This is a genomic window from Xanthomonas sp. WCS2018Noco2-27 (assembly GCF_031843525.1).
Classification (GTDB): domain Bacteria; phylum Pseudomonadota; class Gammaproteobacteria; order Xanthomonadales; family Xanthomonadaceae; genus Xanthomonas.
This window is the reverse complement of record NZ_JAVTIK010000001.1, coordinates 649,700-673,364: the sequence shown is the minus strand read 5'-3', so window position 1 is coordinate 673,364 and position 23,665 is coordinate 649,700. Positions and strand designations below refer to the sequence as shown.

General features: G+C 65.6%; 22 protein-coding genes. 7 read left to right on the top strand and 15 right to left on the bottom strand.

All coding sequences use genetic code 11. The annotated features are described in order from the left end of the window. Positions 1-65: 65 nt before the first annotated feature. The 5 genes from RQH86_RS02890 to RQH86_RS02870 all read left to right on the top strand — a co-directional run bounded on the left by RQH86_RS02890 (position 66) and on the right by RQH86_RS02870 (position 5,105). On the top strand, positions 66-1,496 hold the full coding sequence (locus tag RQH86_RS02890; protein ID WP_055846430.1) for an amino acid permease: 1,431 nt from the start codon (positions 66-68) through the stop codon (positions 1,494-1,496). A gap of 91 nt (positions 1,497-1,587) precedes the next feature. After that, positions 1,588-2,241 carry a methylthioribulose 1-phosphate dehydratase gene (locus tag RQH86_RS02885; protein ID WP_055846428.1) on the top strand — a complete coding sequence of 218 codons (654 nt, stop codon included), beginning with the start codon at positions 1,588-1,590 and terminating at the stop codon, positions 2,239-2,241. A 35-nt stretch (positions 2,242-2,276) separates the two neighbouring features. Continuing rightward, positions 2,277-2,843, top strand: a complete 567-nt coding sequence (locus RQH86_RS02880) for an acireductone dioxygenase (protein ID WP_115512852.1) — start codon at positions 2,277-2,279, stop codon at positions 2,841-2,843. 2 nt (positions 2,844-2,845) lie between these two features. Next, a complete protein-coding gene (gene mtnC, locus RQH86_RS02875; RefSeq protein ID WP_055846422.1) occupies positions 2,846-3,544 on the top strand; it encodes an acireductone synthase in 699 nt (232 codons plus the stop codon). Positions 3,545-4,052: 508 nt separating this feature from the next. Further along, positions 4,053-5,105 (top strand): C13 family peptidase, encoded by a 1,053-nt coding sequence (locus RQH86_RS02870; protein WP_311239559.1) that lies wholly within the window; start codon positions 4,053-4,055, stop codon positions 5,103-5,105. 266 nt (positions 5,106-5,371) lie between these two features. On the opposite strand, the gene RQH86_RS02865 is transcribed toward RQH86_RS02870, so the two are convergent. The 11 genes from RQH86_RS02865 to hisS form a co-directional block, all read right to left on the bottom strand. After that, entirely contained in the window at positions 5,372-6,958 is a 1,587-nt protein-coding gene (locus RQH86_RS02865; protein ID WP_311239560.1) for a calcineurin-like phosphoesterase family protein, read from the bottom strand. 303 nt (positions 6,959-7,261) lie between these two features. Next, positions 7,262-7,882, bottom strand: coding sequence for a bifunctional phosphoribosyl-AMP cyclohydrolase/phosphoribosyl-ATP diphosphatase HisIE (hisIE, locus tag RQH86_RS02860; RefSeq protein WP_311239561.1), 621 nt, complete (start codon positions 7,880-7,882; stop codon positions 7,262-7,264). Then, positions 7,872-8,648, bottom strand: a complete 777-nt coding sequence (gene hisF / locus RQH86_RS02855; RefSeq protein WP_055846413.1) for an imidazole glycerol phosphate synthase subunit HisF — start codon at positions 8,646-8,648, stop codon at positions 7,872-7,874. The genes hisIE and hisF overlap by 11 nt, the downstream gene beginning before the upstream one ends. Further along, positions 8,642-9,376, bottom strand: coding sequence for a 1-(5-phosphoribosyl)-5-[(5-phosphoribosylamino)methylideneamino]imidazole-4-carboxamide isomerase (hisA, locus tag RQH86_RS02850; protein WP_311239562.1), 735 nt, complete (start codon positions 9,374-9,376; stop codon positions 8,642-8,644). Before hisA ends, hisF begins: the two co-directional genes overlap by 7 nt. Then, positions 9,373-9,975, bottom strand: a complete 603-nt coding sequence (hisH, locus tag RQH86_RS02845) for an imidazole glycerol phosphate synthase subunit HisH (RefSeq protein WP_311239563.1) — start codon at positions 9,973-9,975, stop codon at positions 9,373-9,375. The genes hisA and hisH overlap by 4 nt, the downstream gene beginning before the upstream one ends. Further along, entirely contained in the window at positions 9,972-11,099 is a 1,128-nt protein-coding gene (hisB, locus tag RQH86_RS02840; RefSeq protein ID WP_311239564.1) for a bifunctional histidinol-phosphatase/imidazoleglycerol-phosphate dehydratase HisB, read from the bottom strand. Before hisB ends, hisH begins: the two co-directional genes overlap by 4 nt. Continuing rightward, positions 11,096-12,184, bottom strand: coding sequence for a histidinol-phosphate transaminase (gene hisC / locus RQH86_RS02835; protein ID WP_311239565.1), 1,089 nt, complete (start codon positions 12,182-12,184; stop codon positions 11,096-11,098). Before hisC ends, hisB begins: the two co-directional genes overlap by 4 nt. Continuing rightward, positions 12,181-13,476, bottom strand: a complete 1,296-nt coding sequence (hisD, locus tag RQH86_RS02830; protein ID WP_311239566.1) for a histidinol dehydrogenase — start codon at positions 13,474-13,476, stop codon at positions 12,181-12,183. The genes hisC and hisD overlap by 4 nt, the downstream gene beginning before the upstream one ends. Continuing rightward, the gene (hisG, locus tag RQH86_RS02825) at positions 13,473-14,387 is read right to left on the bottom strand and encodes an ATP phosphoribosyltransferase (protein ID WP_055846396.1); all 915 of its coding nucleotides are present in this window, start codon (positions 14,385-14,387) and stop codon (positions 13,473-13,475) included. Before hisG ends, hisD begins: the two co-directional genes overlap by 4 nt. A gap of 9 nt (positions 14,388-14,396) precedes the next feature. Then, the gene (locus RQH86_RS02820; RefSeq protein ID WP_055846394.1) at positions 14,397-14,723 is read right to left on the bottom strand and encodes a YerC/YecD family TrpR-related protein; all 327 of its coding nucleotides are present in this window, start codon (positions 14,721-14,723) and stop codon (positions 14,397-14,399) included. Positions 14,724-14,924: 201 nt separating this feature from the next. Then, the gene (gene hisS, locus RQH86_RS02815; protein ID WP_311239567.1) at positions 14,925-16,361 is read right to left on the bottom strand and encodes a histidine--tRNA ligase; all 1,437 of its coding nucleotides are present in this window, start codon (positions 16,359-16,361) and stop codon (positions 14,925-14,927) included. A gap of 248 nt (positions 16,362-16,609) precedes the next feature. Here hisS and RQH86_RS02810 point away from each other — a divergent pair, with 248 nt between their 5' ends. Then, positions 16,610-17,233 carry a helix-turn-helix domain-containing protein gene (locus RQH86_RS02810; protein ID WP_311239585.1) on the top strand — a complete coding sequence of 208 codons (624 nt, stop codon included), beginning with the start codon at positions 16,610-16,612 and terminating at the stop codon, positions 17,231-17,233. A 209-nt stretch (positions 17,234-17,442) separates the two neighbouring features. Here the strand turns inward: RQH86_RS02810 and RQH86_RS02805 are convergent, their stop codons facing one another. Both RQH86_RS02805 and thrC read right to left on the bottom strand, forming a co-directional pair. Beyond that, a complete protein-coding gene (locus RQH86_RS02805; RefSeq protein WP_311239568.1) occupies positions 17,443-18,183 on the bottom strand; it encodes a murein L,D-transpeptidase catalytic domain family protein in 741 nt (246 codons plus the stop codon). A 103-nt stretch (positions 18,184-18,286) separates the two neighbouring features. Next, on the bottom strand, positions 18,287-19,591 hold the full coding sequence (gene thrC / locus RQH86_RS02800) for a threonine synthase (protein ID WP_311239569.1): 1,305 nt from the start codon (positions 19,589-19,591) through the stop codon (positions 18,287-18,289). Positions 19,592-19,749: 158 nt separating this feature from the next. Between thrC and RQH86_RS02795 the strand changes: the two genes are divergently transcribed. Further along, positions 19,750-20,064: an EthD family reductase gene (locus tag RQH86_RS02795; protein ID WP_311239570.1), complete on the top strand. Its 315-nt coding sequence runs from the start codon at positions 19,750-19,752 to the stop codon at positions 20,062-20,064. Positions 20,065-20,138: 74 nt separating this feature from the next. Here RQH86_RS02795 and RQH86_RS02790 read toward each other — a convergent pair whose 3' ends face one another. Both RQH86_RS02790 and thrA read right to left on the bottom strand, forming a co-directional pair. Further along, the gene (locus RQH86_RS02790) at positions 20,139-21,068 is read right to left on the bottom strand and encodes a homoserine kinase (RefSeq protein WP_311239571.1); all 930 of its coding nucleotides are present in this window, start codon (positions 21,066-21,068) and stop codon (positions 20,139-20,141) included. A 62-nt stretch (positions 21,069-21,130) separates the two neighbouring features. Then, entirely contained in the window at positions 21,131-23,638 is a 2,508-nt protein-coding gene (thrA, locus tag RQH86_RS02785; RefSeq protein ID WP_311239572.1) for a bifunctional aspartate kinase/homoserine dehydrogenase I, read from the bottom strand. Between the last annotated feature and the right edge of the window lie 27 nt (positions 23,639-23,665).

The window sequence follows — 23,665 nt, the reverse complement described above, 5'->3', positions numbered from 1 at the left end:
AAGACCGGCGTCGCGCCGGTCTTCTCGTTCAACGATCGCGCGCAGCGCCAAGCCGGAACCGCTCCATGTTCAAACAACTTTGGGCCACCAAACACCCGCACGCCAGCCATGAGGCGGCCGACGGGCTGGGCCTTCAACGCGCGCTCGGTCCCTGGGGGCTGACCGCCCTGGGCATCGGCGCGGTGATCGGCGGCGGCATCTTCGTGATCACTGGCCAGGCCGCTGCCGACCATGCCGGCCCGGCGATCGTGCTGTCGTTCGTGCTCGCAGCGATCTGCTGCGCGTTCTGCGCCATGGCCTACGCCGAATTTGCGGCCATGGTGCCGGTGTCCGGCAGCGCCTACACCTATACCTACGCCACCTTCGGCGAGCTGGCGGCCTGGTTCATCGGCTGGATGCTGGTGCTGGAATACGGCGTCTCCGCCTCGGCGGTGGCGGTCAGCTGGACCGGCTACTTCCTCAGCCTGCTGGAACACTTCGGCATCCATTTACCCGCCTCCCTGGTCAGCGCACCGCTGGACGGCAAGCTGCAACGCACCGGCGCGATCGCCAATCTGCCGGCTGCCGGCATCGTCTTGTTGCTGACCTGGCTGTGCTATGTCGGCATCCGCAAGTCGTCGGCGATGAACATGGCGATGGTGATCCTCAAGACCGGGCTGATCATCCTGGTCATCGCGGCGGGCTGGAAGTACGTGGACCCGGCCAACTGGCATCCCTTCATTCCCGCCAACGAAGCACCGGGCAAGTACGGCATGGAAGGCGTGCTGCGCGGCGCCGCGATGGTGTTCTTCGCCTATATCGGCTTCGAGGCGGTATCGGTGGCGGCGCAGGAATCGCACCGGCCGCAGCGCGACCTGCCGATCGGCATGATGCTGTCGCTGGTGATCTGCACCGTGCTCTACATCGCCATGGCCGCGGTGATGACTGGCCTGGTGCCGTTCACCCAGCTGGGCACCGACGAGCCGGTAGTGACAGCGGTGGCCGCGCATCCGCAGCTGGCCTGGTTGCGGGTGGTGGTGGAAGTGGGCGCGCTGATCGGGTTGTCGTCGGTGGTGCTGGTGATGATCATCGGGCAGCCGCGCATCTTCATGATCATCGCGCGCGATGGCCTGCTGCCGGCGATCTTCACCCGCATCCACCCCAAGTACCGCACGCCGCACATCAATACCGTCATCACCGGTGTGGGTATCGCACTACTGGCTGCCATCTTCCCGCTGGATGTACTGGGCGAGCTGACCTCGATGGGCACGCTGATCGCCTTCGCTGCCGTGTGCGCCGGTGTCTTGATCCTGCGCCGCACGCATCCGGAACTACCGCGTCCGTTCCGCATGCCGGCCGCGTGGCTGATCTGCAGCGCCGGTGTGCTGAGCTGCCTGGCCTTGCTGTCGGCAATGACCTTGCACAACTGGATGCTGATGGGTCTATGGACCTTGGTGGGGCTGGTGGTCTATTTCGGCTACGGCTATCGCCACAGCCGTCTGCGCGACAGCCGCTGACCCTGCGCATGTGCGGAGTCCGGGCGTGGCAGGTCGAACACCCTGCTGCGCTGCACCTGACCGTAATCTGGTGGGGCAGTAGAATAGCCGCATGAATGCGACCACTGCCCCCCTGCCCTATAGCGCCGCCCGTTTGCACGAGCTGGCGCAGTTGCTGATCGGTAACATCCGCGAGCTGGCCCAGGCCGGCTGGACGCCCGCCACCAGCAGCAATTTTTCTCATCGTCTGGACGAACAGCACGCCGCGATCACCGTCTCCGGCCGCGACAAAGGCCGCCTGGTCGAAGAAGACATCATGGTGGTGGACTTCGATGGCCAGGCCGTTGGCCGCCCGCTGCGTCCATCCGCCGAAACCTTGCTGCATACCCAGCTGTATCGCCGCTTCCCGGAGATCGGCTGCGTGCTGCATACGCATTCGCCGGTGCAGACAATTGCGTCCCGCCTGTATGCCGGCAGCGGCGCGATCCGCCTGGAAGGCTACGAATTGCTCAAGGCGTTCGAAGGCAATACCACCCACGACACCGCGATGGACGTGCCGGTGTTCGCCAACACCCAGGACATGCAGGTGCTGGCCGCGCAGGTCGAGGCCTTGCTGGACAAACAGAGCATGTGGGGGTATCTCATCGAAGGACACGGCCTGTATGCCTGGGGCCGCAACATGGCCGAGGCACGCCGCCATCTGGAAGCGTTCGAATTCCTGCTGCATTGCGAACTCGAACTGCTGAAACTGCGCGGCCCGCGCTGAGTGTTGTCCGTCCCCCATTCGTGAGCCAGACCGCCATGAGCCGACTGCGTATCTTTGCCGACACCAACCCGACCACACCGGAATTCGACAGCCGCGATGGCGATGCGATCGCCGCCGAGCTGGTCAAGATCGGCGTCACCTTCGAGCGATGGGCTGCCAGCCAGCCGGTCGAACCCGGCGCCACGCCCGAACAGGTGATGGCCGCCTATCGCGCCGATATCGACCGCATCAGTAGCGAGCGCGGCTTCAAGACCGTGGACGTGGTGAGCATCGCGCCGGATAACCCCAAGCGCGAAGAAATGCGCGCCAAGTTCCTGGACGAACACTTCCACAAGGAAGACGAGGTGCGTTTCTTCGTCGCCGGCTCGGGCTTGTTCACGCTGCACGTGGATGCCAAGGTCTACGAGATCGAGTGCGTCAAGGACGACCTGATCGCGGTGCCCGATGGCACCTTGCACTGGTTCGACATGGGGCCGGAGCCGCATTTTGTGGCGATCCGCTTCTTCACCGAGCCGGACGGCTGGGTCGGACATTTCACCGGCACCGAAATCGCCAAACAATTCCCCCGCTACGCCCCCGAGACACCTCACAAGGCCAGCTGACGATGACACGACCGCAAGCGATCCTCACCGATATCGAAGGTACGACCAGCAGCATTTCGTTCGTCAAGGACGTGCTGTTTCCGTATGCACGCCGTGCCATGCCCGCCTACGTGCGCGAGCACGGCAATCACCCGCAGGTGCGTCACTGGCTCAACCAGGTGGCCGACGAGATCGGCGAAGACGTGCCGGACGAGGTGTTGATCACCACGCTGCAGACCTGGATCGACGAGGACCGCAAGCACACCGCGCTCAAGGCCTTGCAAGGCCTGATCTGGGGCGACGGCTACAAGACCGCCGACTTCACCGCGCACATCTATGCCGATGCGGCGATCCAGCTGCAAGCCTGGCACGCGCAGGGCATTCCGCTGTACGTGTATTCGTCCGGCTCGGTACCGGCGCAGAAGCTGTTCTTCGCGCATAGCGATGCCGGCGACCTGAGTGGTTTGATCACCGACTGGTTCGATACCGAGCTTGGCCCCAAGCGCGAGAGCGCCAGCTATCGCCGCATTATTGAGCGCATCGGCAAGCCTGCAACGGAGATCCTGTTCTTGTCGGACGTGATCGAAGAACTCGACGCCGCCAAGCGCACCGGCATGCGCACCGCGCTGCTGGACCGCCGCGAAGACTACCCAACGCCACGCTCGGCCGAGGACGTGGGCAGCCACCTGCGCGTGGAAAGTTTCTCGCAGCTGGTGTTCTGAGCCGGCAGGTTTGCTGAGACATCGGCTGTCGCGGTGCGGCGGCCGGTGAGGTTGCAAGAACGCCGTGTGTGATGCGTTGGACGTAGGACCTACAGGCACTTGGACCGAAGCGTCATGTGATGGATTGGCCCTTGTACGACGACTGATTGCGGTCGCAGGAGGGCACATCTTGCAAGCGGCACAGTCGTGTTGAAGCCACATAAGCAGGCTGGCTTGGCGCAACCGCTTGCAGCTCGTGCATGCGTCAGTGGAGTAACTGGTTCGCCAGCTGATGCATGCGCCAACAACGGGTTGGAAGACGATGCGCAGCGGCTTGCAAGGCTGGACGATGCGTTCTGGCCTGCGCCGCGCTCCTGCCGGCTTGAGCAGTCTCCGCATCTGTCTGAGGGCAGTCGCAGTCGCCAGATGCAACGTTCGATCGACCGCCCCACACATTCCCATTCCACGCATCATCGAGGCATCGGCGTTGTCCCCATCGCTCCAATCACGCTTGGCGTCGCACGCGTTGATGCGCCGGATGCTGGTGCTGCTCGCCGTGGTCTTGCTGGTTGCCGGCTGTCATCCCGATGCGGGCGCGGCGTTGCCGGCACAGACAGCGGACGACGCGGCGCAGGTGGACCCGGTCGACCAGGCCGCGCTGAAAAAAGCGCTGGCCGCCGTGCAGCCGCAACGCAGCGGCGTCACCGATCTATATGTCGTCGGCTTTGCCGGCGACGCGAGCGACGACGTGTTTCGCAACGAAACGCTGTACCTCAAGCAATTGTTCGAACAACGCTTCGACGCGCGCGGCCGCGTGGTCACGCTGGTCAACAATCCGGACAATCTGGGCGAGCAGCCGTACGCACCGCTAGCGACCTACGACAATCTCTACGACACGCTCGCTGCGATCGGCAAGCGCATGGATCGCAAGGAAGATGCGCTGCTGCTGTTCGTCACCACCCACGGTACCGAAGACCACACGCTGTATGTGCAGGTGGATCAGAACGAAGAAGACTTCATCAGCCCGCAGGATCTGCGCAAGGCGCTGGACGATGCCGGTATCGATAATCGCATCATCGTGCTGTCGGCCTGCTATTCGGGCGGCTTCATTCCGGCGCTGCGCTCGCCGGACACGCTAGTCCTGACCGCGGCACGTGCCGATCGGCCATCGTTCGGCTGTGGCAACACGTCCAATGCCACCTACTTCGGCCAAGCCTGGCTGATCGATGCGATGAACCGCAGCGACGATCCGCTGGCCGCCTTCGACATGGCCAAGACGGCGATCACCGCGCGCGAGAAACAGGACGGCGAGCTGCCGTCGTTGCCGCAACAATCGCTGGGCCGGCGCATTGCGCCGGTACTGGCGCGCTGGCGCGCCGGGCTGCACCTCGGCCCGGCAGTTGCCTATCCGTATCCACCGCTGGAGGACGAGCCCAACGCCGATATGGACGCCGAAGCGCAGAGCGAGGCTGACGCCGAACCGGCAGCCGATACGGCGGGAGCGGCGACGCCAGCATCGCCTGCGTCGACTGCGTCGCGACGCAAAGCGCCGACTCGCCCGACGCCCGCATCATCGCGATAAAGCCGACGCGCTGAGACTAATTCTCATTTCGCCAGCAATGTCTGCGCATCGCTACACTCGCGCAGCCAGCCAGCACCTCGCCAGCCAGCACCGATCTTCGCCAGCGCGCTTTCGCCTGCCAGCCCGGATCTCAAGACGCCTCCTTCGTGGAGGCGTTTGCGTTTGTGGGGCTCGATACCGAGCCCCCCAGCGATGCCGCAGGAGCGGACTTGGGCGCGGCGGGCGTTACCGCACCGCCTCTTGCCGCCTTGCACGCGCGCATCTGCTCAAGGGTCGGCGCGCTGCAAGCGATACACCGTGCGTGCGCTGTATTGCCCGGTCGGCAAGGTGGCGCGCACCTCGACGACATGTTCGCCAACGCCGAGCGTGGTGGGCAACGCGCTGCGCCACAGATGCGTCGATGGTGTGGCTTCGGGCGAGCGGTCGTAACCACGCAGTTCCGGCGCTGCATCGTCGCGCGCATTCTCCGCAAGCAGCGCCGGGTCCGCACGCTCGACGCGCTTCATCGCCTGCCACGGCCCACCGTCGATACGCGACTCCACCACGGTGCTGTCCTGCCCCATGAACACATTGGCGTACACGCCCCAGGCCGCATACGCACCCTGCCGCAGCACCTTGGGCGCAGACAGCGATAGCTGCGCATCGTCGGCCGCGCGCGCGGCGTGATAGGCCAGGGTGTAGTCGCCGCTGTGAGCGACCTTCAGCACTGCATAACCGTTGGGCGTGCCGTCGCTCATCGTCGCAGCGGGAATGCCGTCGGCATCCTTGACGCCGGACCAGAACGCACCGCAGGCCGCGCCAACGTTGTATTCGTGCAACGGGCGCGCGCCCTGCCAGCCTTCGTCCGCGCCATGCTCCACCTGCCGCTGCGTGTGGCTATGCCCGCTGAGCACCAGCACATGCGGGAAATCCTTCAGTAGCGCGAACAGGCGGCTACGGTCAGCATGCCGGAAGGTCTCCTGCCCCGGGGCTGCATCGAACAATGGGATATGCATGCCCAGCACCAGCAGGCGCTCACGCGGCAGCTGCGCCAGATAGTTCTGCAGAAACACGAACTGGTCTTCGCGCAGACCGCCCACATACGCCGGCTTGCCGCCGGGCGTATAGATCACATCGTCCAGAAACACGAAGCTGGCGTTGGCTTCTTCCACCGCGTAGGTGTCTGGCCCGTACGCCGCACGCCAGCTGTCGAGCGACTGCAGATCGTCGCCGGCATCAAAATTCAGATCGTGATTGCCGGGCACATGAAACCACGGCACGCCAAGCTGCGTGGTGACCTTGTTCAAGGTCGGATACAGGCTCAGATCGTCGCTGACGATGTCGCCCAATGTGGTGCCGAGCCGGGCGGCGGTCTTGCCGACCAGCGGCGCCACGATATCGCGCTGGTAATAGCCCACATCGGTGAGGCTGGCGGTCTGGGTGTCGGCAAACACCAGCATGTCGAATCCGCTGCCTGCCGCCTGCGTGCGCGGCGTCAGCGCGAAATTCCAGTCATGCATCTTGCGACCGGTCGCGGCGATGCCGCGATACTTGCGCTTGATCGAACCGCGCGGCGCGTAGTGCCGCCAGAACCCGGGCAAGCCATCAGCGGCGGGCACAAAACTGCGATCGCCCGGTTTGATCACGAACACCGTCTGCCCCTCGCGCACCGGCAGACGATAGCGACCTTGCGCATCGGTACGCACGATCTGCGTGCCGTTGGACACCGCCACATCGGCAAGACCGGACTCATCGGCACTGCGGCCGGCATGCCCGTCGCGCTCTTCGTACACGATGCCATCGACCACCGCATCGCGTGCGTACGCGCTGCCGGCGAGCACACCCAGGGCTAGAAGAGCGAAGCGAAGCTGCATGCGTGTTCCCGCGATAAGACCAGCGGAAATTGTACCCGCCGAGGCAATGTGCACGGCGTAGGCGTGCAAACCACATCACACCGCATCGCATCGTAGGAGCGCACCTGGGCGCGACGGGGCTTTACCGGTAACACCCCAATCGCGCCCTGGTGCGTTCCTACGCAAAGACCGACGGGACGTGTACCTGCTCTGCGGCAACGTGAACGAGACGGGCACACCACACCACGTCGTAGGAGCGCACCCGGGCGCGACGTGGGCCTTGTCGGTAACGCGTCGCGCCCGGGTACGCTCCTACCAATCGCTTTATTTGTGCCGCGACTCCAACAATGCCACTGCATCGCCCAGGCCCAGGCCGCGTGCGCGCAGCAGCACGATCAGGTGGTACAGCAGGTCGGCCGATTCGCCGAGCAACTCCGCATCGCCCTGCACCACGCCGGCCAGGGCGGTTTCCACGCCCTCCTCGCCCACCTTCTGCGCGATGCGGCGGATGCCTTGCTCGAACAGCTGGGTGGTGTAACTGCCATGCGGCCGCTCGCGCTCGCGCGTGGCGATCAATGCATCCAGGCTACCGAGGAATTGACCGGGCGCGCTCGGAAAACAACTGGTGCGACCCAGATGGCAGGTGGGACCATGCGGACGCGCCAACACCAATAGCGTATCGGCGTCGCAATCAGCTTCGATCGACACCACACGCAACACGTTGCCCGAGCTTTCGCCCTTGGTCCACAAGCGTTGCTTGCTGCGGCTGAAGAAGGTGACTTCGCCGCGCTGCTGCGTCACTGCCAACGCCTCGGCGGTCATGTAGCCCAGCATCAGCACGCGCAGATTGTCGGCATCCTGCACGACGACCGGCAACAAGCCATCGCCCTTGCTCCAGTCCAGCGCCTGCAGCGCGTCGTCGGTTGCCACGGTGTCACTGCCCATCACGTACCTCGATCTGTTGCGCGCGCAAAAATTGCTTGAGTTCCGGAATCGGAATCGCGCCGCTATGAAACACACTGGCGGCTAGGGCGCCGTCCACATCGGCCTGGTCGAACACGTCGGCAAAGTGCTGCAGTTCGCCGGCACCACCGGACGCGATCAACGGCACCCGACACAGCGCACGCACCTGGCGCAACTGCGCAATATCGTAGCCGCGCCGCACGCCGTCGTTGTCCATGCAATTGAGCACGATCTCACCGGCGCCCAAACGCTGCGCTTCGGCCACCCAATCCAGCGTGCGCATCGGTAGCGCCTGGGTCTTGCTGGGGTCGCCGGTGTAGCGACGTACCCGCCACTGGCCGTCTTCTTCGCGAATGGAATCGATACCGACCACCACGCATTGCACGCCAAAGGCATCGGCCAGTTCGGAAATCAGCTGCGGGCGTCCGAGTGCAGGCGAGTTGATCGAAATCTTGTCGGCACCGGCGTGCAACACCGCACGCGCCGTCTCGACATCGCGGATGCCGCCGGCAACGCAAAACGGAATGTCGATCAGCCGCGCCACGCGCTCGACCCAGGTGTAATCGACCGAGCGCCCTTCCGGGCTGGCGCCGATGTCGTAGAACACCAGCTCATCGGCGCCCTGCGCGCGATAACGCAATGCGAGTTCGACGATATCGCCCATGTCGATGTGGTCGCGGAACTTGACGCCTTTGACCACACGCCCATCGCGCACGTCCAGGCAGGGAATGATGCGACGGCTCAACATGCCAGTGCGTCCTTGAGATCCAGGTGACCTTCGAGCAAGGCCTTGCCCAGCACGATGCCGGCGCAGCCCGAGGCCTTGGCCGCGGCGACGTCGGCAAGATTGCGCGCGCCGCCGGAGACCTGCACCTGCAGCTGCGGCGTGAGCACACGCAGATGCGCGTACAGGTCCATGTTCGGCCCGGACAACATGCCATCACGTGCGATGTCGGTGCACAGCAGGTGCTGCAGGCCGGCCTGCGCGTAGCGCACCGCCAATTGGTCCAACGTGGCCTCGGCCGCTTCGGTCCAGCCATGCACCGGCAGCTGCCACACACCCGCCGCATCCTGCCGCGTGTCCAGCGCAATGGTCAGGCGATCCGCGCCGAATTCCTGCAACCATGCAATCACGGTGTCGCTCTCGCGCACCGCCAGCGAGCCGATCACCACGCGCGCCGCACCGGCGTCGAGGATGTGCGCCACATCGTCGCGCGAACGCACGCCGCCGCCGGTCTGCACCTGCAAGCCGGTGGCGCGCGCAATCTCGCCCAGCGTGCCGGCCAAGGTATAGCCACCGGCCTTGGCCGCATCCAGATCCACCAGATGCATCCACTGTGCGCCGGCATCGGCAAACGCCTGCGCACGCGGCAGCACATCGTCGCCATACTGGGTTTCGCGCGCGTAATCGCCCTGCAACAAGCGCACCACGCGGCCGTTGCGGATATCCAGCGCCGGGTAAACGGTAAAACTCATGGGAAGCTCATCTCAAGAAAATTGCGCAGGATGCGGGCACCGGTCTCGGCTGAGCGCTCCGGGTGAAACTGCGCGCCGCAACGCAGGCCTTGCTGCACCACTGCAGTGAACAAGCCGCCGTGATCGCAAGCAGCCACCGTATCCGGGGTGACTGGCGCGGCGTACCCATGCACGAAATAGGCGCTGGCGCGTTCGGGCAGGCCGGCCAGCAAGGCCGATTCGCGCATCGGCACCAATTGGTTCCATCCCATATGCGGCACGCGGATGCCAAGCGCCGGCGTCATGTGGCGCACCACACCCGGCAACAGGCCCAGACATTCCACATCGCCCTCTTCGGAACGCTCGAACAGCAGCTGCATGCCCAGGCAGATGCCGATCAATGGCACCTGCAACTGGCGCAGCGGCTCGATCAATCCTTGTGAACGCAGCCGTTTCATCGCTTCCGGTGCCGCGCCGACGCCGGGCAGGATCACCCGATCGGCACCCTGCAAACCAGCCGCATCGCGCACCAGTCGGGCTTCCACGCCGAGCCGCTCCAATGCGTAGCGCACCGAGCCCAGATTGGCGCCACCGGCGTCGATCAGCGCAAGGTCAGTCATAGCGCGCCCTTGGTCGAGGGCAGCGCCGTGCCTTCGCGACGGATCGCCTGGCGCAAGGCGCGTGCAAGCGCCTTGAAGCACGCCTCGACCTTGTGGTGATCGTTCTCGCCCCGCACGCTCAGATGCAGGTTCAAGCCGGACGCATCGCAGATGGAACGGAAGAAATGCGGGACCAGCTCGGTGGGCATATCGCCCACGCGTTCGCGCTTGAACTCACCATCGAACACGAAGTACGGCCGGCCACTGAAATCCAGCGCAGCGCTGGCGATGGTTTCATCCATCGGCAAGGTGAACCCGTGTTGCGCGCCCTCGCCCGCCGCAAGCCAAGGGCTTTCGGCCGGATCGAACCCATAGCGGCCAATTCCGCGCTTGTTGCCCAGGGCTTCGCGCAGTGCCTGGCCCAGCGCCAGGCCGGTGTCTTCGATGGTGTGGTGCTCATCGATATGCAGGTCGCCGTCGGCGCGGATATCCAGCGCAAAGCCGCCGTGCTTGCCGATCTGCTCCAGCATGTGATCGAAGAACGGCAGGCCGGTGGCGGTATGCGGTTCGGCCACGCGATCCAGGTCCAGCTCGACACGGATCTTGGTTTCTTTGGTATTACGCTGAACCACCGCACGCCGTGGCGCATCGGCCAGTTCGTGCGCGATGCCCGGCCAATCCCAGTCGCCGCCGAATTCGTCGGTGCGTAGTTGGAAGCCGCGGATGTTGAGGTTCTGCGCAAACTGGATATCGGTGAGGCGGTCGCCCACCATCGCCGAGCGCGCCCAGTCGATGTTGCGGTCTTGCAGATAAGGCACCATCAGCCCAACGCCAGGCTTGCGCGTGGGCGCGTTATCGGCCGGCCAGCTGCAGTCGATCAGCACTTCGCGGAACTCGATGCCTTGGCTGGCGAAGATCTGCAGCATCAAGTTGTTGGGGCCATCGAATGCGGCGCGCGGATAGCTCTCGCTGCCCAGACCGTCCTGATTGGTGACGATGACGAACTGATAGCCGGCATCGCGCAGCTTGAGCATGGCCGGAATCACGTTATCGACAAAGCGCAGCTTCTCGTAGGCGTCGATCTGGTAGTCGGCCGGCTCGGTGATCAGCGTGCCATCGCGGTCGACAAAAAGTATCGGGGTCATGCGGCCTCCTGCTTGCGCTGCAGCGCGCCAAGCACGCGTTGGTTCTGCTCGACCGTGCCCAGCGTGATGCGCAATGCATCGGACAGGCGCGGCACCGCGCGTTGATCGCGTACCACCACGCCGGCTTCCAACAGCGCCTGGAAGGCAGCCTCTGCGTCGTCGAACCGCACCAGCAAAAAGTTACCTTGCGACGCATACACCTGGCGGACGCCGGCAAGCTGCGTCAATGCCACACGCACGCGCTCACGCTCGCTGCGCACCTCGGCAATCCGCCGGCGTGTGACCTCCAGTGCCGGCGCAGACAACGCTTGCTCGGCCATCACCGCGCACGGCGTGGGGACCGGATACGGGGCCTGGCAGCGTCGCAACAACGCGATCAATTCGGCATTGGCGATCAGGCAGCCAATGCGTGCAGCGGCAAGCGCATGCGCCTTGGACAAGGTGCGCAGCACGGCAAGATTGTCGTAGCGGCTCAGCAGCGTCACCGCAGATGGCACGTCCGAAAATTCGCCGTAGGCTTCGTCCACAACCACCAGCGCCTTGCCCTGCAGCGCCTGCACTGCAACTTCGATGTCCTGCAACGCAATCGCCGACCCCGCCGGGTTGGAGGGCGAGCACAAAAACACCAGCTTCGCCTTCGAGGCCAGTGCCGCCTCGACGATGGCGGCGATGTCTGCATGGAATCCATCGCTGCCATCGACCAATGGCACCTCCACCAGCGGCGCATTCTGCAAGCGCGCGCAGACCGCATACATGCCAAACACCGGTGGCGTCACCACCACTGCATCGCGCTCGGGCACGCACAGGCCGCGTACCAGCAGGTCGATCGCTTCGTCACTGCCGCGGCCAATCAGCAGTTGCTCGGGGGCGCAGCCATACAACTCTGCCAGCGCCACGCGTAGGCCCTTGGGTTGCGGGTCGGGATAGCGTCGCGTGCTGCCGTGGGGATCGGCCGGGTTGCCCCAGGCCGATTCGTTGGCGTTGAGCCAGACATCGCCCTGCAACGCGCTGGTGCGCGCCGACGAATAGCCGGCAAATGCACGCAGGTCTTCGCGCACCAACTCAAGAATCGATGGCGTGCTCATGCCGCCACTCCCATGCGCAGCGCCACCGCATTGGCATGCGCATCCAGGCCTTCGGCGCGCGCAAGAATCAACGCGCACTCGCCGATGCCATCGATGCCGGCCTTGCTCGCCGCCTGCACGCTGACCATGTTCTGGAAGCTGGCCACGCTCACGCCGCTATACGCGCGCGCCGCGCCGCTGGTCGGCAACACATGGTTGGTGCCGCTGCAGTAATCGCCCAAGGCTTCGGGTGTGTAGTCGCCGAGAAATACCGAGCCGGCCGCTTCCACCTGGTTCAACCATGCGCGCGGTTCGCGCAGCGCCAGAATCAAGTGCTCGGGCGCATAGCGGTTGCTGATCACAAATGCCTCGTCCAGCGATTGCACCTTGACCAGCCGCGACTGCGCCAGCGCCTGACGGGCGATAGCGGCACGCGACAGCTGCGCCAGTTGCACATCCAACTCCACTTGCACGGCGGCAATCAACGCATCGCTGTCGGACAACAACAAGACCTGCGAGTCTGGGCCATGTTCGGCCTGCGATAGCAGGTCGGCAGCCACAAAGGCGGGCTGCGCGCCGGCATCGGCAATCACCAGCACTTCCGACGGACCGGCCGGCATGTCGATCGCTGCCGCGCCGGATTGCGCCACCTGCTGCTTGGCTTCGGTGACGTAGCTATTGCCAGGCCCGAACAACTTGTCGCAGCTCGGCACCGACTCGGTGCCATAGGCCATCGCCGCAATCGCCTGCGCGCCGCCGAGCTTGAACACGCGACGCACGCCGGTGAGCTGCGCGGCCACCAGCACTGCCGGATCCACGCTGCCATCCTTGCGCGGCGGCGTGCACAGCACGACCTCGCGACAGCCGGCAAGACGCGCGGGAACGCCGAGCATCAACGCGGTCGACGGCAACGGCGCGCTGCCAGCCGGCACGTACAACCCCACCCGCCCGATCGGCCGCACGATCTTTTCGCAGACCACGCCTGGTGCGGTTTCCACTGCATACCCCTCGCTCATGCCGGCGCGGTGGAAGGTGTCGATGCGTGCCACGGCATCCTGCATGGCCTGGCGCAGCTCCGGTGCCACGGCGGCCTCGGCGGCGGCGAATTCGGCCGCGCTCACTGCAAAACTGTCCAGCGACACGCCGTCGAAACGCGCGGTGATTTCGCGCAACGCCGCATCGCCACGGGCACGCACATCGCTGATCAAGCTGGCGACAGCGTCACGCGTTTGTGTGGCCACGGTCTGCACCGGGCGCGTCAAGGCGTCGGTACGCGACGCGCTGTCGAGTTGGGACCAATCGAGAATGTTCATGCCAGCGAGCGCTCCACTGTCAACACCATCAAGCCTTGCGCACCTGCGCGTTCGAGTTCTTCCAACCGTTGCCAGGTCACCGCGCCGTGGCACATGGTCTGCAGCCGCAGTGCGCCGTTGCCATCGTCTGGCAGCTGTACCAGCGGGTCGGCATCGGGCAGCAGGCGACGCAGGGCATCCACGTTGCCGTGTTCGGCACGGAACATCAGCAGTTTGCTGTCGCGCAACTTGAGCACGCCGTCCATGCGTCGCAGCAGCATCGCCAGCAACGCGGCGCGCGCATCGGCCGGCTCGCGTACGGCGCCGGCCAGCACGGCCTCGCTTTCCATCACCAGCTCCACCGGCTTGAGCTGGTTGGCCGCCAACGTCGCGCCGCTGGACACCAGGTCGCAGATCAGGTCGGCAGTGCCCAGGCGCGGTGCGATCTCCACCGAACCCGACAATTCCACCACCGCCGCATCAATGCCCTGCCGCTCCAGCCAGTCGGCCAGGATCGCCGGGTAGCTGGTGGCGATGCGCTTGCCTGCAAGTTGCTGGATGCCCTGCCAGTCCCATTCTTCCGGCACTGCCAGCATCAGCCGGCACTGGCCGAAACCGACCCCGCGAACAGCGTGGTACGCAGCCGGCAAGCCAGCGCGACGACGCGACGACGCCTGCTCGTCCAGCTCGTTCTGGCCCACGATGCCCAGGTCGCAGACGCCATCGGCAATCAGGCCCGGGATGTCGTCATCGCGTACCAGCAGCAAGTCCACCGGCAACGATTCGCCATAGCAGAACAATTTGTCGCGGCTCTGCCGCCAGCTCAGCCCGCAGGCGGCCAGCAGGCTGCGCGCCGGCTCGGCCAGACGGCCGTTTTTCTGGATGGCAATACGCAACCGGTCACGTGCCGGCGCTGCCGTGGAAGCACTCATCTTGTTCTCTCAGTGGGAATCGACAGGGCGCGACGACTGCTCGCGCAAGGCCTCGGCATAGCCGCCGGCGCCATGATCCAGGGTGCGCGCAACGCGCCCGATGGTGGTCACGCTGACCTGGGTCAGCTCGTGGATTTCTCGGTACGGCACGCCCTTGATCAGCAGCGGCACCACCCGCCAGCGGTCGGCCATGGCCTCCAGCTCGGCGGGCGTGCACAGATCGCGCAGAAATGCCTCGACCGAACCGGGCTCGGTCAGGCATGCCAGTGCATCGGCCAGCATCTTGAGGGAGGCGGCGACGTCGGTGGTTTCGCGGGGAGCGGGTCGTTGTTTCATTGCGTTAATGTAATAGCGTGTTAGTACATTAACGCAAATCGTGCACTAGCGACAAGGCCTGGGACGCGAACTGTTCAGGCCGAAATCCGAATCAGCTACATGCAGGCAATGAAAAACCCACTGATGCCAGGCATCAGTGGGTTCGTCTTCGCAGCGATCAGTCGGTTGGGCCTAGCCAAGCGCGTTGGCCGAACCATCCGCTTAACCGGCCTTGTCGCCCCCAGCCACCAACATTGCCTTGGCCTGTTCCAACTCCACCTGCAGCGTGCTCGCCAACTCTTCGCGCGCCACATCGAACTGCTGCTCGCGGACCAGATCCTTGACCGCTACCACGCCGCGCGCGAGTTCGTCGTCGCCGGCCAGCACCACAAAGCGGATGCCGGCGCGGGCGGCGTACTGGAATTGCTTGCCGACCTTCTTCGGCTCCATCTGCACTTCGGTGTTGATGCCACCGATGCGCAGCCGGCGCGCAATATCCAGCGCGTCGTCCAGGCGGGTTTCGTCCATCAGCGCCACCATGGCCTGCACGCTGCTTTCGGCGATGCCCTGGATCAGGCCGGCCTCGCGCAGCTGCCAGAACAGGCGGGTCAGGCCGATCGAGATGCCCACGCCCGGCAACTTGGACTTGGTGTAGTGGCTGGCCAGGCTTTCGTAGCGGCCGCCGGAGCAGATCGAGCCGATCTGCGGGTGGTCGGTGAGCGTGGTTTCGTAGACGGTGCCGGTGTAGTAGTCCAGCCCGCGCGCGATCGAGAAGTTCAGGCAGTACGCGCTTTCCGGCACGCCCAGCGCCTTGACCAGCTCCAGCACCTCGCGCAATTCGGCAATGCCCTCGCCCAGCGTCGCGCTGGCGCCGACCGAGGCTTCCAGCGCCTGCAACTGCACCAGCGCATCGGCATGGCCGCTTGAGCGCACCGCCACGAAGGCCAGGATCTTGGCGACCTGCTCGGCAGCAATGCCGAAGCCCTCGCCCACCAGCGTGTCGCGCACATAATCGGCGCCGCGCTTGTCGATTTTGTCGACCTCGCGCAACACCGCCAGCTGCAACTCGCCTTCGGCCACACCCAGACTTTCGAAGAACCCACGCAGCAACTTGCGGTTGTTCAACTGCACCTTGAAATCGCCGATGCCCAGCTCGGCAAACACCGCGTGGATGACCGCCAGCACTTCGGCGTCGTAGCGGATGCTCAGCGCATCCTTGCCGATCACATCGATATCGCACTGGTAAAACTCGCGGAAACGCCCGCGCTGCGCACGCTCGCCGCGGTACACGCGCTGCATCTGATAACGACGGAACGGGAAGCTGAGATCGTGCTCGTGTTCGGCGACATAGCGCGCTAGCGGCACGGTGAGGTCGAAGCGCAGCGCCAGCTCCGGCAAGCCGCCGTTTTCGGCACCTTCGTCAGCTGCGGCAGCCGCATTGGCCAGCGCGCCGGTGGACTGCACGAAATAGACCTGACGCTCGGTTTCGCCGCCGGATTTGGTCAGCAGCACGTCGGACAGCTCGAACACCGGGGTCTCGACCGGCAGGAACCCGAACCGCTCGTAGTTGCGGCGGATGACGTCCAGCATGCGCTGGAACGCGATCTGCTCGCGTGGCAGCAATTCCATGATGCCGGGCGGCGTACGGGGCTTGATCACGAGCGAAACTCCTGCAGAACGACTGGGGCGAGCCGGCAATTCTACCGGCTGGGCGGCCGCGCTGAGCGCATGGCGTATCATCGATCTGCGTCCCAGGCAGTGCGTGACCCATGTATCGGCAGCTTTCAGACCCCAGCGTGACCTGCCCGGCGCCCGGCGCGGCATCCGGCAGCGACGCGCGCAGCTCCGATTGCGCGCTATGCACGGTCCGCGGCCGTGCGATCTGCGCGGCGTTGTCGCCGCAGGAAATGGACGCACTCGATGAGGCCACCACAGCGTCCAGCTATGCACCCGGCAGCACGCTGGTGCGTGCCGGCGATGCCCGCCAGCACGTCTACACCGTCACCTCCGGTGCCTTGCGCCTGGTGCGCACGCTGGCCGATGGCCGCCGCCAGATCACCGGTTTCGTGCTGCCAGGCGACTATGTAGGGCTGACCGAAACCGCGCAGCACCGCCACGATATCGAAGCCATGGTCGACAGCCGCGTGTGTCGTACGCCGATGGCGCAGATGCGCCAGTTGCGCGATCGCTACCCGCATCTGGAGCGCAAGCTGCTGCAGCGCGCCAGCATGGAACTGGCCGCCGCGCAGGACACCGGCCTGCTGCTGGCGCGGCTGCAACCCAGCGAGCGGCTGGCGCACTTTCTGCTGCGCCTGGCCGCCCGCTCCACCCAGCCCGGTGCCAGCGGCGACACCGTGGCACTGCCGATGAGCCGCGGCGACATCGCAGACCATCTCGGACTGACCATTGAAACGGTGAGCCGCACCTTCACCAAACTCAGGCAACAGCAGCTGATCGCGCTACCGCAACTGCAGCTGGTGCAGATCCTGGACTACGCCGCCCTTCGCAGCCTGGCGGGCGACACGGTCTGAGCGCTATCTGGTCGATGGTGGTTGAACACCTGGTTTGATTGCATCGCCGCGCCACTGCGTATTGGCGTCGATGCAGTGCCAGCAGTGACGACGAAGGCAGCTGTGTGCTGGCCGGATGGCGGCACGCAATGCGACAGCGCAGATGCGCTCAACTCACGCCGGCTGTGTTCTCAACTGAGTTCTCGAATCAGCACGCAGCGCACGACACTTCAACGCCCACCCGCACTCGCCACCGATGCACCGCAGCCGCTGCTGAGGAGTTGCGACTGCCGCAACCAGGCACGATCCGGGTAATAGGCGAACACGAACGCGCCCTCGCGCAAGGTGTCGATCAGCTGCCTGGCCACTGCCGGCCGCACTGCCGGGCAGCCAAGGCTGCGGCCCAGCCGCCCCTGGCTGCGGATGATGGCCTCGCTGACGTAGGGCGCACCGTGGATCACGATGGCGCGGTCGCGCGCGTGATCGTTGAAACCCGGCTCCAGGCCTTTGAGCCGTAACGAATAGCCGTTGTGGCCGGTGTAGGACTCCTGCGCGGTAAACGCCCCCAGGCTGGACTGGAAGCTGCCATCGGCGTTGGAGAACTTCGCGGCCAGGTTCTCGCCGGTATTGCGCCCGTGCGCCACCCATTCCTGGAACAACAACCGCTGCCGCGCCAGATCGAACACCCATAGCCGGCGTTCGGTCGACGGCCGGCTGTAGTCGATGACGCTGAGCACACGCTCATCGCCCACCTGCTGGCGTTGACGCGCGCATTGCAACGCTTCGGTAGCCAGCGCCAGAACCTGGCGGTCCAACGATGGCGCCTGACGCGCCAAGGCATCGATCAGCCCCGCACGCGGCGCGCCCAATGGCGATACCGGGGACGCAGCCATGGTATCGGCCGCCACGGCCGTCCCCGCCGCTGCCCATCCGCACAACGCGGCGGCAACGGCAATCACTCGATAAGACATGCAGCAACCCACATCGAACGCGGCGCCACGCCGGGGCCGCACCCCGATAGAGATAGCCCCATGCACGGCACTTTCCAACCCCGGCTGGCTGAACGCGTTTGGCTCAGGCCGCATCCGCAAGCAGACGCTGCCGGAACACGGCGTAATCCGGCGCCAGTGCTTCGGCGTGTGCCGGACGTTGCAGCAGCGCCGCCAATGCTGGCGGCACATCGACCGCGCGGCCGATCAACGGCTCCACCACCCCTTCGAACTTGGCCGGATGCGCGGTGGCAGCCACGGCCCAGTCGCCGGTCACGCCCTCGGCACCTTCGGCACGAAGCTGCTCCAGCACATGCACTGCGGTGGCGGTGTGCGGGCAATGCACTTCGCCGTAGCGCGCATAGCGCTGCTGGATGGTGTGGCTGATGGCCGCATCGTCTACCGACAGGGCGCGAAAAGCCTCGCGCAGCGCCGCATCGTCACCTTGGTACAACCAGCGCAGCCTCTCGAAATTGCTTGGTGCACCCACGTCCATCGCATTGGCCAGGGTCGCCACGCTGGGCTGCGGGGCGTAGTCGTCGCCGGCAAAGTAATCCGGCAACACGTGGTTGGCGTTGGACGCCAGCGCGATCGTGCCCAACGGCACCCCGAGCGCGCGCGCCAGGATCGCGGCCAGCCCGTTGCCCAGATTGCCGGTGGGCACCACCAGATTCAGCACACTGCCCGCCGTCGCCTGGTGCTGCAGGGCGGCATGCGCGTAGTAGCTCATCTGCGGCAGCAAGCGGCCCAGGCTGATGCTGTTGGCCGAGCTCAGCGGCACCTGCGTCTGCAGCGCTGTGTCGCTCAAGGCCTGCTTGACCATCGCCTGGCAATCGTCGAACGAGCCGGCCACCCGTAACGCCTGGATGTTGTCGCCAAAGCAGCCCAGCTGATGCGCCTGACGCGGCGACACCCGCCCGTCCGGATACAGCACCACCACGCGCAAGCCCGGCTGGCGATGGAATGCCGCCGCCACCGCAGCGCCGGTATCACCGGACGTGGCCACCAGGATGGTGAGCGGACGGTCTTCGGCACGACGCAAACGGGTCAGGCAGGCAGCCAGGAAGCGCGCACCGAAATCCTTGAATGCAGCGGTCGGGCCATGAAACAGCTCCAGCGCGTAGTCGCCGGGCGTGGCCAGCGCCACCAGCGGCGCGGGGAAATCGAACGCCTCGGTGCAGATGGCGGGCAACTCGGGCGCCAACGCATCGCCTTCGAAAAACGGCTGCAGCAAGGTGGTGGCTGTCGCGGCCAGGTCGGCACCGGCGGCCAGTGTGCGCGCCGGCGGCAAGGTCTGCGGCACATACAGTCCGCCATCGGGGGCCAGGCCGGCGGCAATCGCCTGGCTCAGGCTTGCGGCGGGTGCGCCGCCACGGGTGGAGATGAACATCAGCGTGACTCCAGGCAAAAACAGGACCGGGCGTGACCCGGCAATGAAATGATCGAGGCAATGGGCATGGCTGGCGCGGTTGCTGCGTTCCGCCGAATGGTCGCCTGCGCGCGCCGGCACGGCGCTATGCTGCGCGCACCTTTCCGTGGAGTCGGCAGATGATCAAGGTCAGTGTGATGTACCCCTACCGCGAAGGCGCCCGTTTCGACCACACCTACTACCGCGACCAGCACATGCCGCTGGTGGCCGCGCGCATGGGTGCGGCCTGCCTGCGTTACACGGTGGACAAGGGACTCAGTGGCGGCGAACCCGGCAGCGCGCCGGCCTTCATCGGCATGTGCCATATCTTTTGCGACTCGGTGGAAGCCTTCAACGCCAGCTTCGGCCCGCACGCGACGGAGATCCTGGGTGACATCGCCAACTACACCGACCTCAGCCCGGTGATGCAGATCAGCGAGGTCGTGGTGGAATGAGCTGCTTGCAGCGTGTTGCGTGGTCCACACGCCGCACGCTGCATCCTGCCGAGCCGGGACATGCAGATGCCGGCTCATTCGATCAGCCGTGCGGCCGGGCTGGCGATCGGCGACACCCAGGACTGACTATCGAACCCGGCAGCGGCGAAGGCAGCCTGCACCGCAGGCGCAGCGGCTTGCGCGGCGGCGCGCGTTTCGAACCATGCAAACACGCTGGGGCCGGCACCGGAAATGCTCGCGCCCATTGCGTCATGCTCCAGCGCAGCCTGCTTGGCGGCGGCAAAGCCGGTGATCAATGGCGCACGGCGTGGCTCGACCAGCACATCGCGCAAGCCCGCGCGCACCAACCCTGCATCGCCGGCATGGCAACCCGCCAGCACTAACGCAAGATTGGTGCTCTGCGCGACAAACTCGCGCAATTGATAATCGCCGGCCAGGGCCTCGCGCGCGCGACGGGTTTCCAGCACTGCGTCCGGGTGCACCAACAGGCTATGCCACGCCGCTGGCACCGCGATCGGCACCAGCCGCTCCAGCGTGCACAACACCAAGCCCCCTAAAAACAGCGGCCCCAGATTGTCGCCATGCCGGCTACCGCTGGCGACGGCTTCGCCATCGAGCGCATGCTGATACAACTGCGTATTGCTCAACGGCGTGTCCAGCAGCGCGTTTGCCGCCACCAACGCGGCCACGCACGAGGCTGCCGAGCCACCCATGCCCGAGCTCAGCGCAATGCCCTTGTCGATCTCCACTTCAAAGCCGTAAGGCAGCTCCAATGCAGCGCGCAGCGACATCAAGGCGGCGCCGGCGGTGTTGCGCTCGGCATCCAGCGGCAACGCGACGGTGGTGCCGCGAATGGCGGCGATGCGTACCACAGGCGTATCGATGAGACGTACCGTCACCGTATCGCCCACGCCATCGACCGGATACCCCAACAGGTCGAAGCCCACGGCGACATTGGCAACCGATGCGGGTGCGAAGGCGCGCGCTTCGTGCAGAGCGCCCATGCCGAACGAAACACCGCTTGCTTGCGCATGCGCGACTGCGGATTGACCGCTCACCGCCTGATTCACAACCGCGCCCCCTCGCCCGCCGCCACGCGCAGCAGATCGGCAAAGACACCGGCCGCGGTGACTTCCGGCCCGGCGCCCGGGCCCTGTACCACCAGCGGGTTTTCGCAGTAACGCCGCGTGGTGAACTGCACCACGTTGTCGGTCAGACGCAGATTGGCGAACGCATGATCGGCCGGCAGTTCCACCAGGCCCACGCTGGGCGCGCGATCGGGCGGCAGCTGCGCGACATAGCGCAACACATTGCCGCGTGCGCGCGCATCGGCCAGCCGTTGCGCAAACCCCGCGTCCACGTCCTGCAGATGCGCCATGAAGTCATCCACACTGGCCTGGCGCAAGGTTTCGGGCACCAGGCTTTCCACGTTGACGTCTTCCAGGCTGATCGCGCGCCCCGCTTCGCGCGCCAAAATCACCAGTTTGCGGGCCACATCCACGCCCGACAGATCATCGCGCGGGTCCGGCTCGGTGTAGCCCATGCCCCGCGCCTGGGTGACCAGCTCGGAGAACGCCACGCTGCCGTCGTATTTGTTGAACAGCCACGCCAACGTGCCGGAGAAGATGCCTTCGATCGAGGTCACCGCATCGCCGGTATCGACCAGATCGCGCAACGTGGTGATCACCGGCAGGCCTGCACCCACGGTGGCCTCGTAACGGAAACGCGCGCCACTGGCATCGGCTGCTGCACGGATCGCCTCGTAGCGCGCCAATGGGCCGGAGCCGGCTTGCTTGTTCGGCGTCACCACGTGGATACCGGCCGCCAACCAACCCGCATAGCGGTCGGCCACTTCGGCACTGCCGCTGCAATCGATGATCACCGTATGCGGCAGATGCGCAGACAGCAGATGCGTGGTGAAACGCTCCAGATCGGTCGCGGTGGCTGCGGACGCGAAGGCATCGCGCCAGTTGCCCACCAGACCGCGCTCGTCGAGCAACATGCGGCCACGCGACACCACCGCGCGCAAGCGCAGGTCGATATTGGCCTTGCCCAGCAATTGCGGCTGCGCGATGCGCAACTGATCCAGCAACGCCGCGCCCACATTGCCCGGCCCGATCACGCCCACCGAGAACGTCTGCGGCGACAGCCAGAAGCCGGCATGCGCCGCGCGCAAGGCCTTGGTCGCATGCGCCGCATCGATGGCCACCGAGATATTGCGCTCCGACGAACCCTGCGCGATGGCAAGAATATTGACCTGTGCGCGCCCCAGCGATTCGAACAAGCGCGCAGCAACACCCGGCTGGCCGGCCATGCCATCGCCCACCGCCGCCAACACGCTGATGCCGGTGGTCAACTGCACACGCTGCACCTGGCCGACGGTGAGTTCGTGCGCAAACGCCTGCAACAACGCATTGCGTGCACGCTCGGATTCGTGTTGTTTGACCACGCAGCAGATCGAATGCTCGGACGATCCCTGCGAGATCATCACTACCGACACCTGCGCCGTCCGCAGCGCCGCGAACACGCGCTCGGCAGTGCCTGGCACGCCGATCAAGCCGGTGCCTTCCAGATTCAGCACGGCCAGGTCGGGGCTAAGCGTCAACCCCTTGATCGGCCCGCTCACCGCGCTGCTGGCGGTGATGCGCGTGCCCGGATGTTCCGGCTGGAAGGTGTTGCGGATGATGATCGGCAGGCCGCGCTCGATCGCCGGCGACATGGTCTGCGGGTGCACCACCTTCGCACCGAAATAGGCCAGCTCGCAGGCCTCGTCGTAGCTCAAGGTTTCCAGCTGCACCGCCTCCGGCACCACGCGCGGATCGGCCGACAGCACGCCATCCACGTCGGTCCAGATATGCAACTCCTCGGCATCGAACAAGGCCGCGAAGATCGCGCCGGAATAATCGCTGCCGTTGCGCCCCAGCGTGGTGATCCGGTCGGCGCGGTCGCGCGCCACAAATCCGGTCACCACGACCCGCGCCTGCGGATGCGCCTGGCGCCAGGTCGCAAGCCGCTGCGCGCTGACATCCCAGTCCACATCCACGCCGAGCTCACCACGGTTGACCACCAGCACATCGCGCGCATCCAGTACCGCGCAGTCTTCGCCGATCGCGCGGAAGTGATCGCCCAGCAGTTGCGCCGAATACACCTCGCCCAGGCCCTGCACGCGGTCGAGCACCTCGCGCGGCAACTCGCCGATCACCGCCAAGGCACCCAGGATCTGCGCCAGATGCTCGAAGCGTTCGTCCAGCCATTCCACCGTGGGACCCGAATGTTCGCCGAGCAAGGCCACCGCTGCACCGCGATGGCGTGCGCGCGTGTCATGCCAGCGCTCGCGCCACTCCGGGCGGTCCTGCGAAGCCAGCTCGGCCAGCTCGATCAAGGCATCGGTGACACCTTTCATCGCCGAGACCACGGTGACCTGCACGGTCTCCTCTCGCGCCAGCAACAGGCGCGCAACATGCCGATAGCGCTCGGCATCGGCCACCGACGTGCCGCCGAATTTGTGCACAACGGTGCGTGCGGAAGAGGCGGCAACAGCAGCGGGTTCGAGCGAAACAACAGGCGATGACATCGACAGACCTCGTTAGGGAGGCCCCGT

What these genes read in the sequence shown, in the direction of transcription:
- RQH86_RS02890 (WP_055846430.1), top strand. Translation starts at nt 66, where the DNA reads ATGTTCAAACAACTTTGGGCCACCAAACACCCGCACGCCAGCCATGAG.
- RQH86_RS02885 (WP_055846428.1), top strand. Translation starts at nt 1,588, where the DNA reads ATGAATGCGACCACTGCCCCCCTGCCCTATAGCGCCGCCCGTTTGCAC.
- RQH86_RS02880 (WP_115512852.1), top strand. Translation starts at nt 2,277, where the DNA reads ATGAGCCGACTGCGTATCTTTGCCGACACCAACCCGACCACACCGGAA.
- mtnC (WP_055846422.1), top strand. Translation starts at nt 2,846, where the DNA reads ATGACACGACCGCAAGCGATCCTCACCGATATCGAAGGTACGACCAGC.
- RQH86_RS02870 (WP_311239559.1), top strand. Translation starts at nt 4,053, where the DNA reads ATGCGCCGGATGCTGGTGCTGCTCGCCGTGGTCTTGCTGGTTGCCGGC.
- RQH86_RS02865 (WP_311239560.1), bottom strand. Translation starts at nt 6,958, where the DNA reads ATGCAGCTTCGCTTCGCTCTTCTAGCCCTGGGTGTGCTCGCCGGCAGC.
- hisIE (WP_311239561.1), bottom strand. Translation starts at nt 7,882, where the DNA reads ATGGGCAGTGACACCGTGGCAACCGACGACGCGCTGCAGGCGCTGGAC.
- hisF (WP_055846413.1), bottom strand. Translation starts at nt 8,648, where the DNA reads ATGTTGAGCCGTCGCATCATTCCCTGCCTGGACGTGCGCGATGGGCGT.
- hisA (WP_311239562.1), bottom strand. Translation starts at nt 9,376, where the DNA reads ATGAGTTTTACCGTTTACCCGGCGCTGGATATCCGCAACGGCCGCGTG.
- hisH (WP_311239563.1), bottom strand. Translation starts at nt 9,975, where the DNA reads ATGACTGACCTTGCGCTGATCGACGCCGGTGGCGCCAATCTGGGCTCG.
- hisB (WP_311239564.1), bottom strand. Translation starts at nt 11,099, where the DNA reads ATGACCCCGATACTTTTTGTCGACCGCGATGGCACGCTGATCACCGAG.
- hisC (WP_311239565.1), bottom strand. Translation starts at nt 12,184, where the DNA reads ATGAGCACGCCATCGATTCTTGAGTTGGTGCGCGAAGACCTGCGTGCA.
- hisD (WP_311239566.1), bottom strand. Translation starts at nt 13,476, where the DNA reads ATGAACATTCTCGATTGGTCCCAACTCGACAGCGCGTCGCGTACCGAC.
- hisG (WP_055846396.1), bottom strand. Translation starts at nt 14,387, where the DNA reads ATGAGTGCTTCCACGGCAGCGCCGGCACGTGACCGGTTGCGTATTGCC.
- RQH86_RS02820 (WP_055846394.1), bottom strand. Translation starts at nt 14,723, where the DNA reads ATGAAACAACGACCCGCTCCCCGCGAAACCACCGACGTCGCCGCCTCC.
- RQH86_RS02810 (WP_311239585.1), top strand. Translation starts at nt 16,610, where the DNA reads ATGGACGCACTCGATGAGGCCACCACAGCGTCCAGCTATGCACCCGGC.
- RQH86_RS02805 (WP_311239568.1), bottom strand. Translation starts at nt 18,183, where the DNA reads ATGTCTTATCGAGTGATTGCCGTTGCCGCCGCGTTGTGCGGATGGGCA.
- thrC (WP_311239569.1), bottom strand. Translation starts at nt 19,591, where the DNA reads ATGTTCATCTCCACCCGTGGCGGCGCACCCGCCGCAAGCCTGAGCCAG.
- RQH86_RS02795 (WP_311239570.1), top strand. Translation starts at nt 19,750, where the DNA reads ATGATCAAGGTCAGTGTGATGTACCCCTACCGCGAAGGCGCCCGTTTC.
- RQH86_RS02790 (WP_311239571.1), bottom strand. Translation starts at nt 21,068, where the DNA reads ATGGGCGCTCTGCACGAAGCGCGCGCCTTCGCACCCGCATCGGTTGCC.
- thrA (WP_311239572.1), bottom strand. Translation starts at nt 23,638, where the DNA reads ATGTCATCGCCTGTTGTTTCGCTCGAACCCGCTGCTGTTGCCGCCTCT.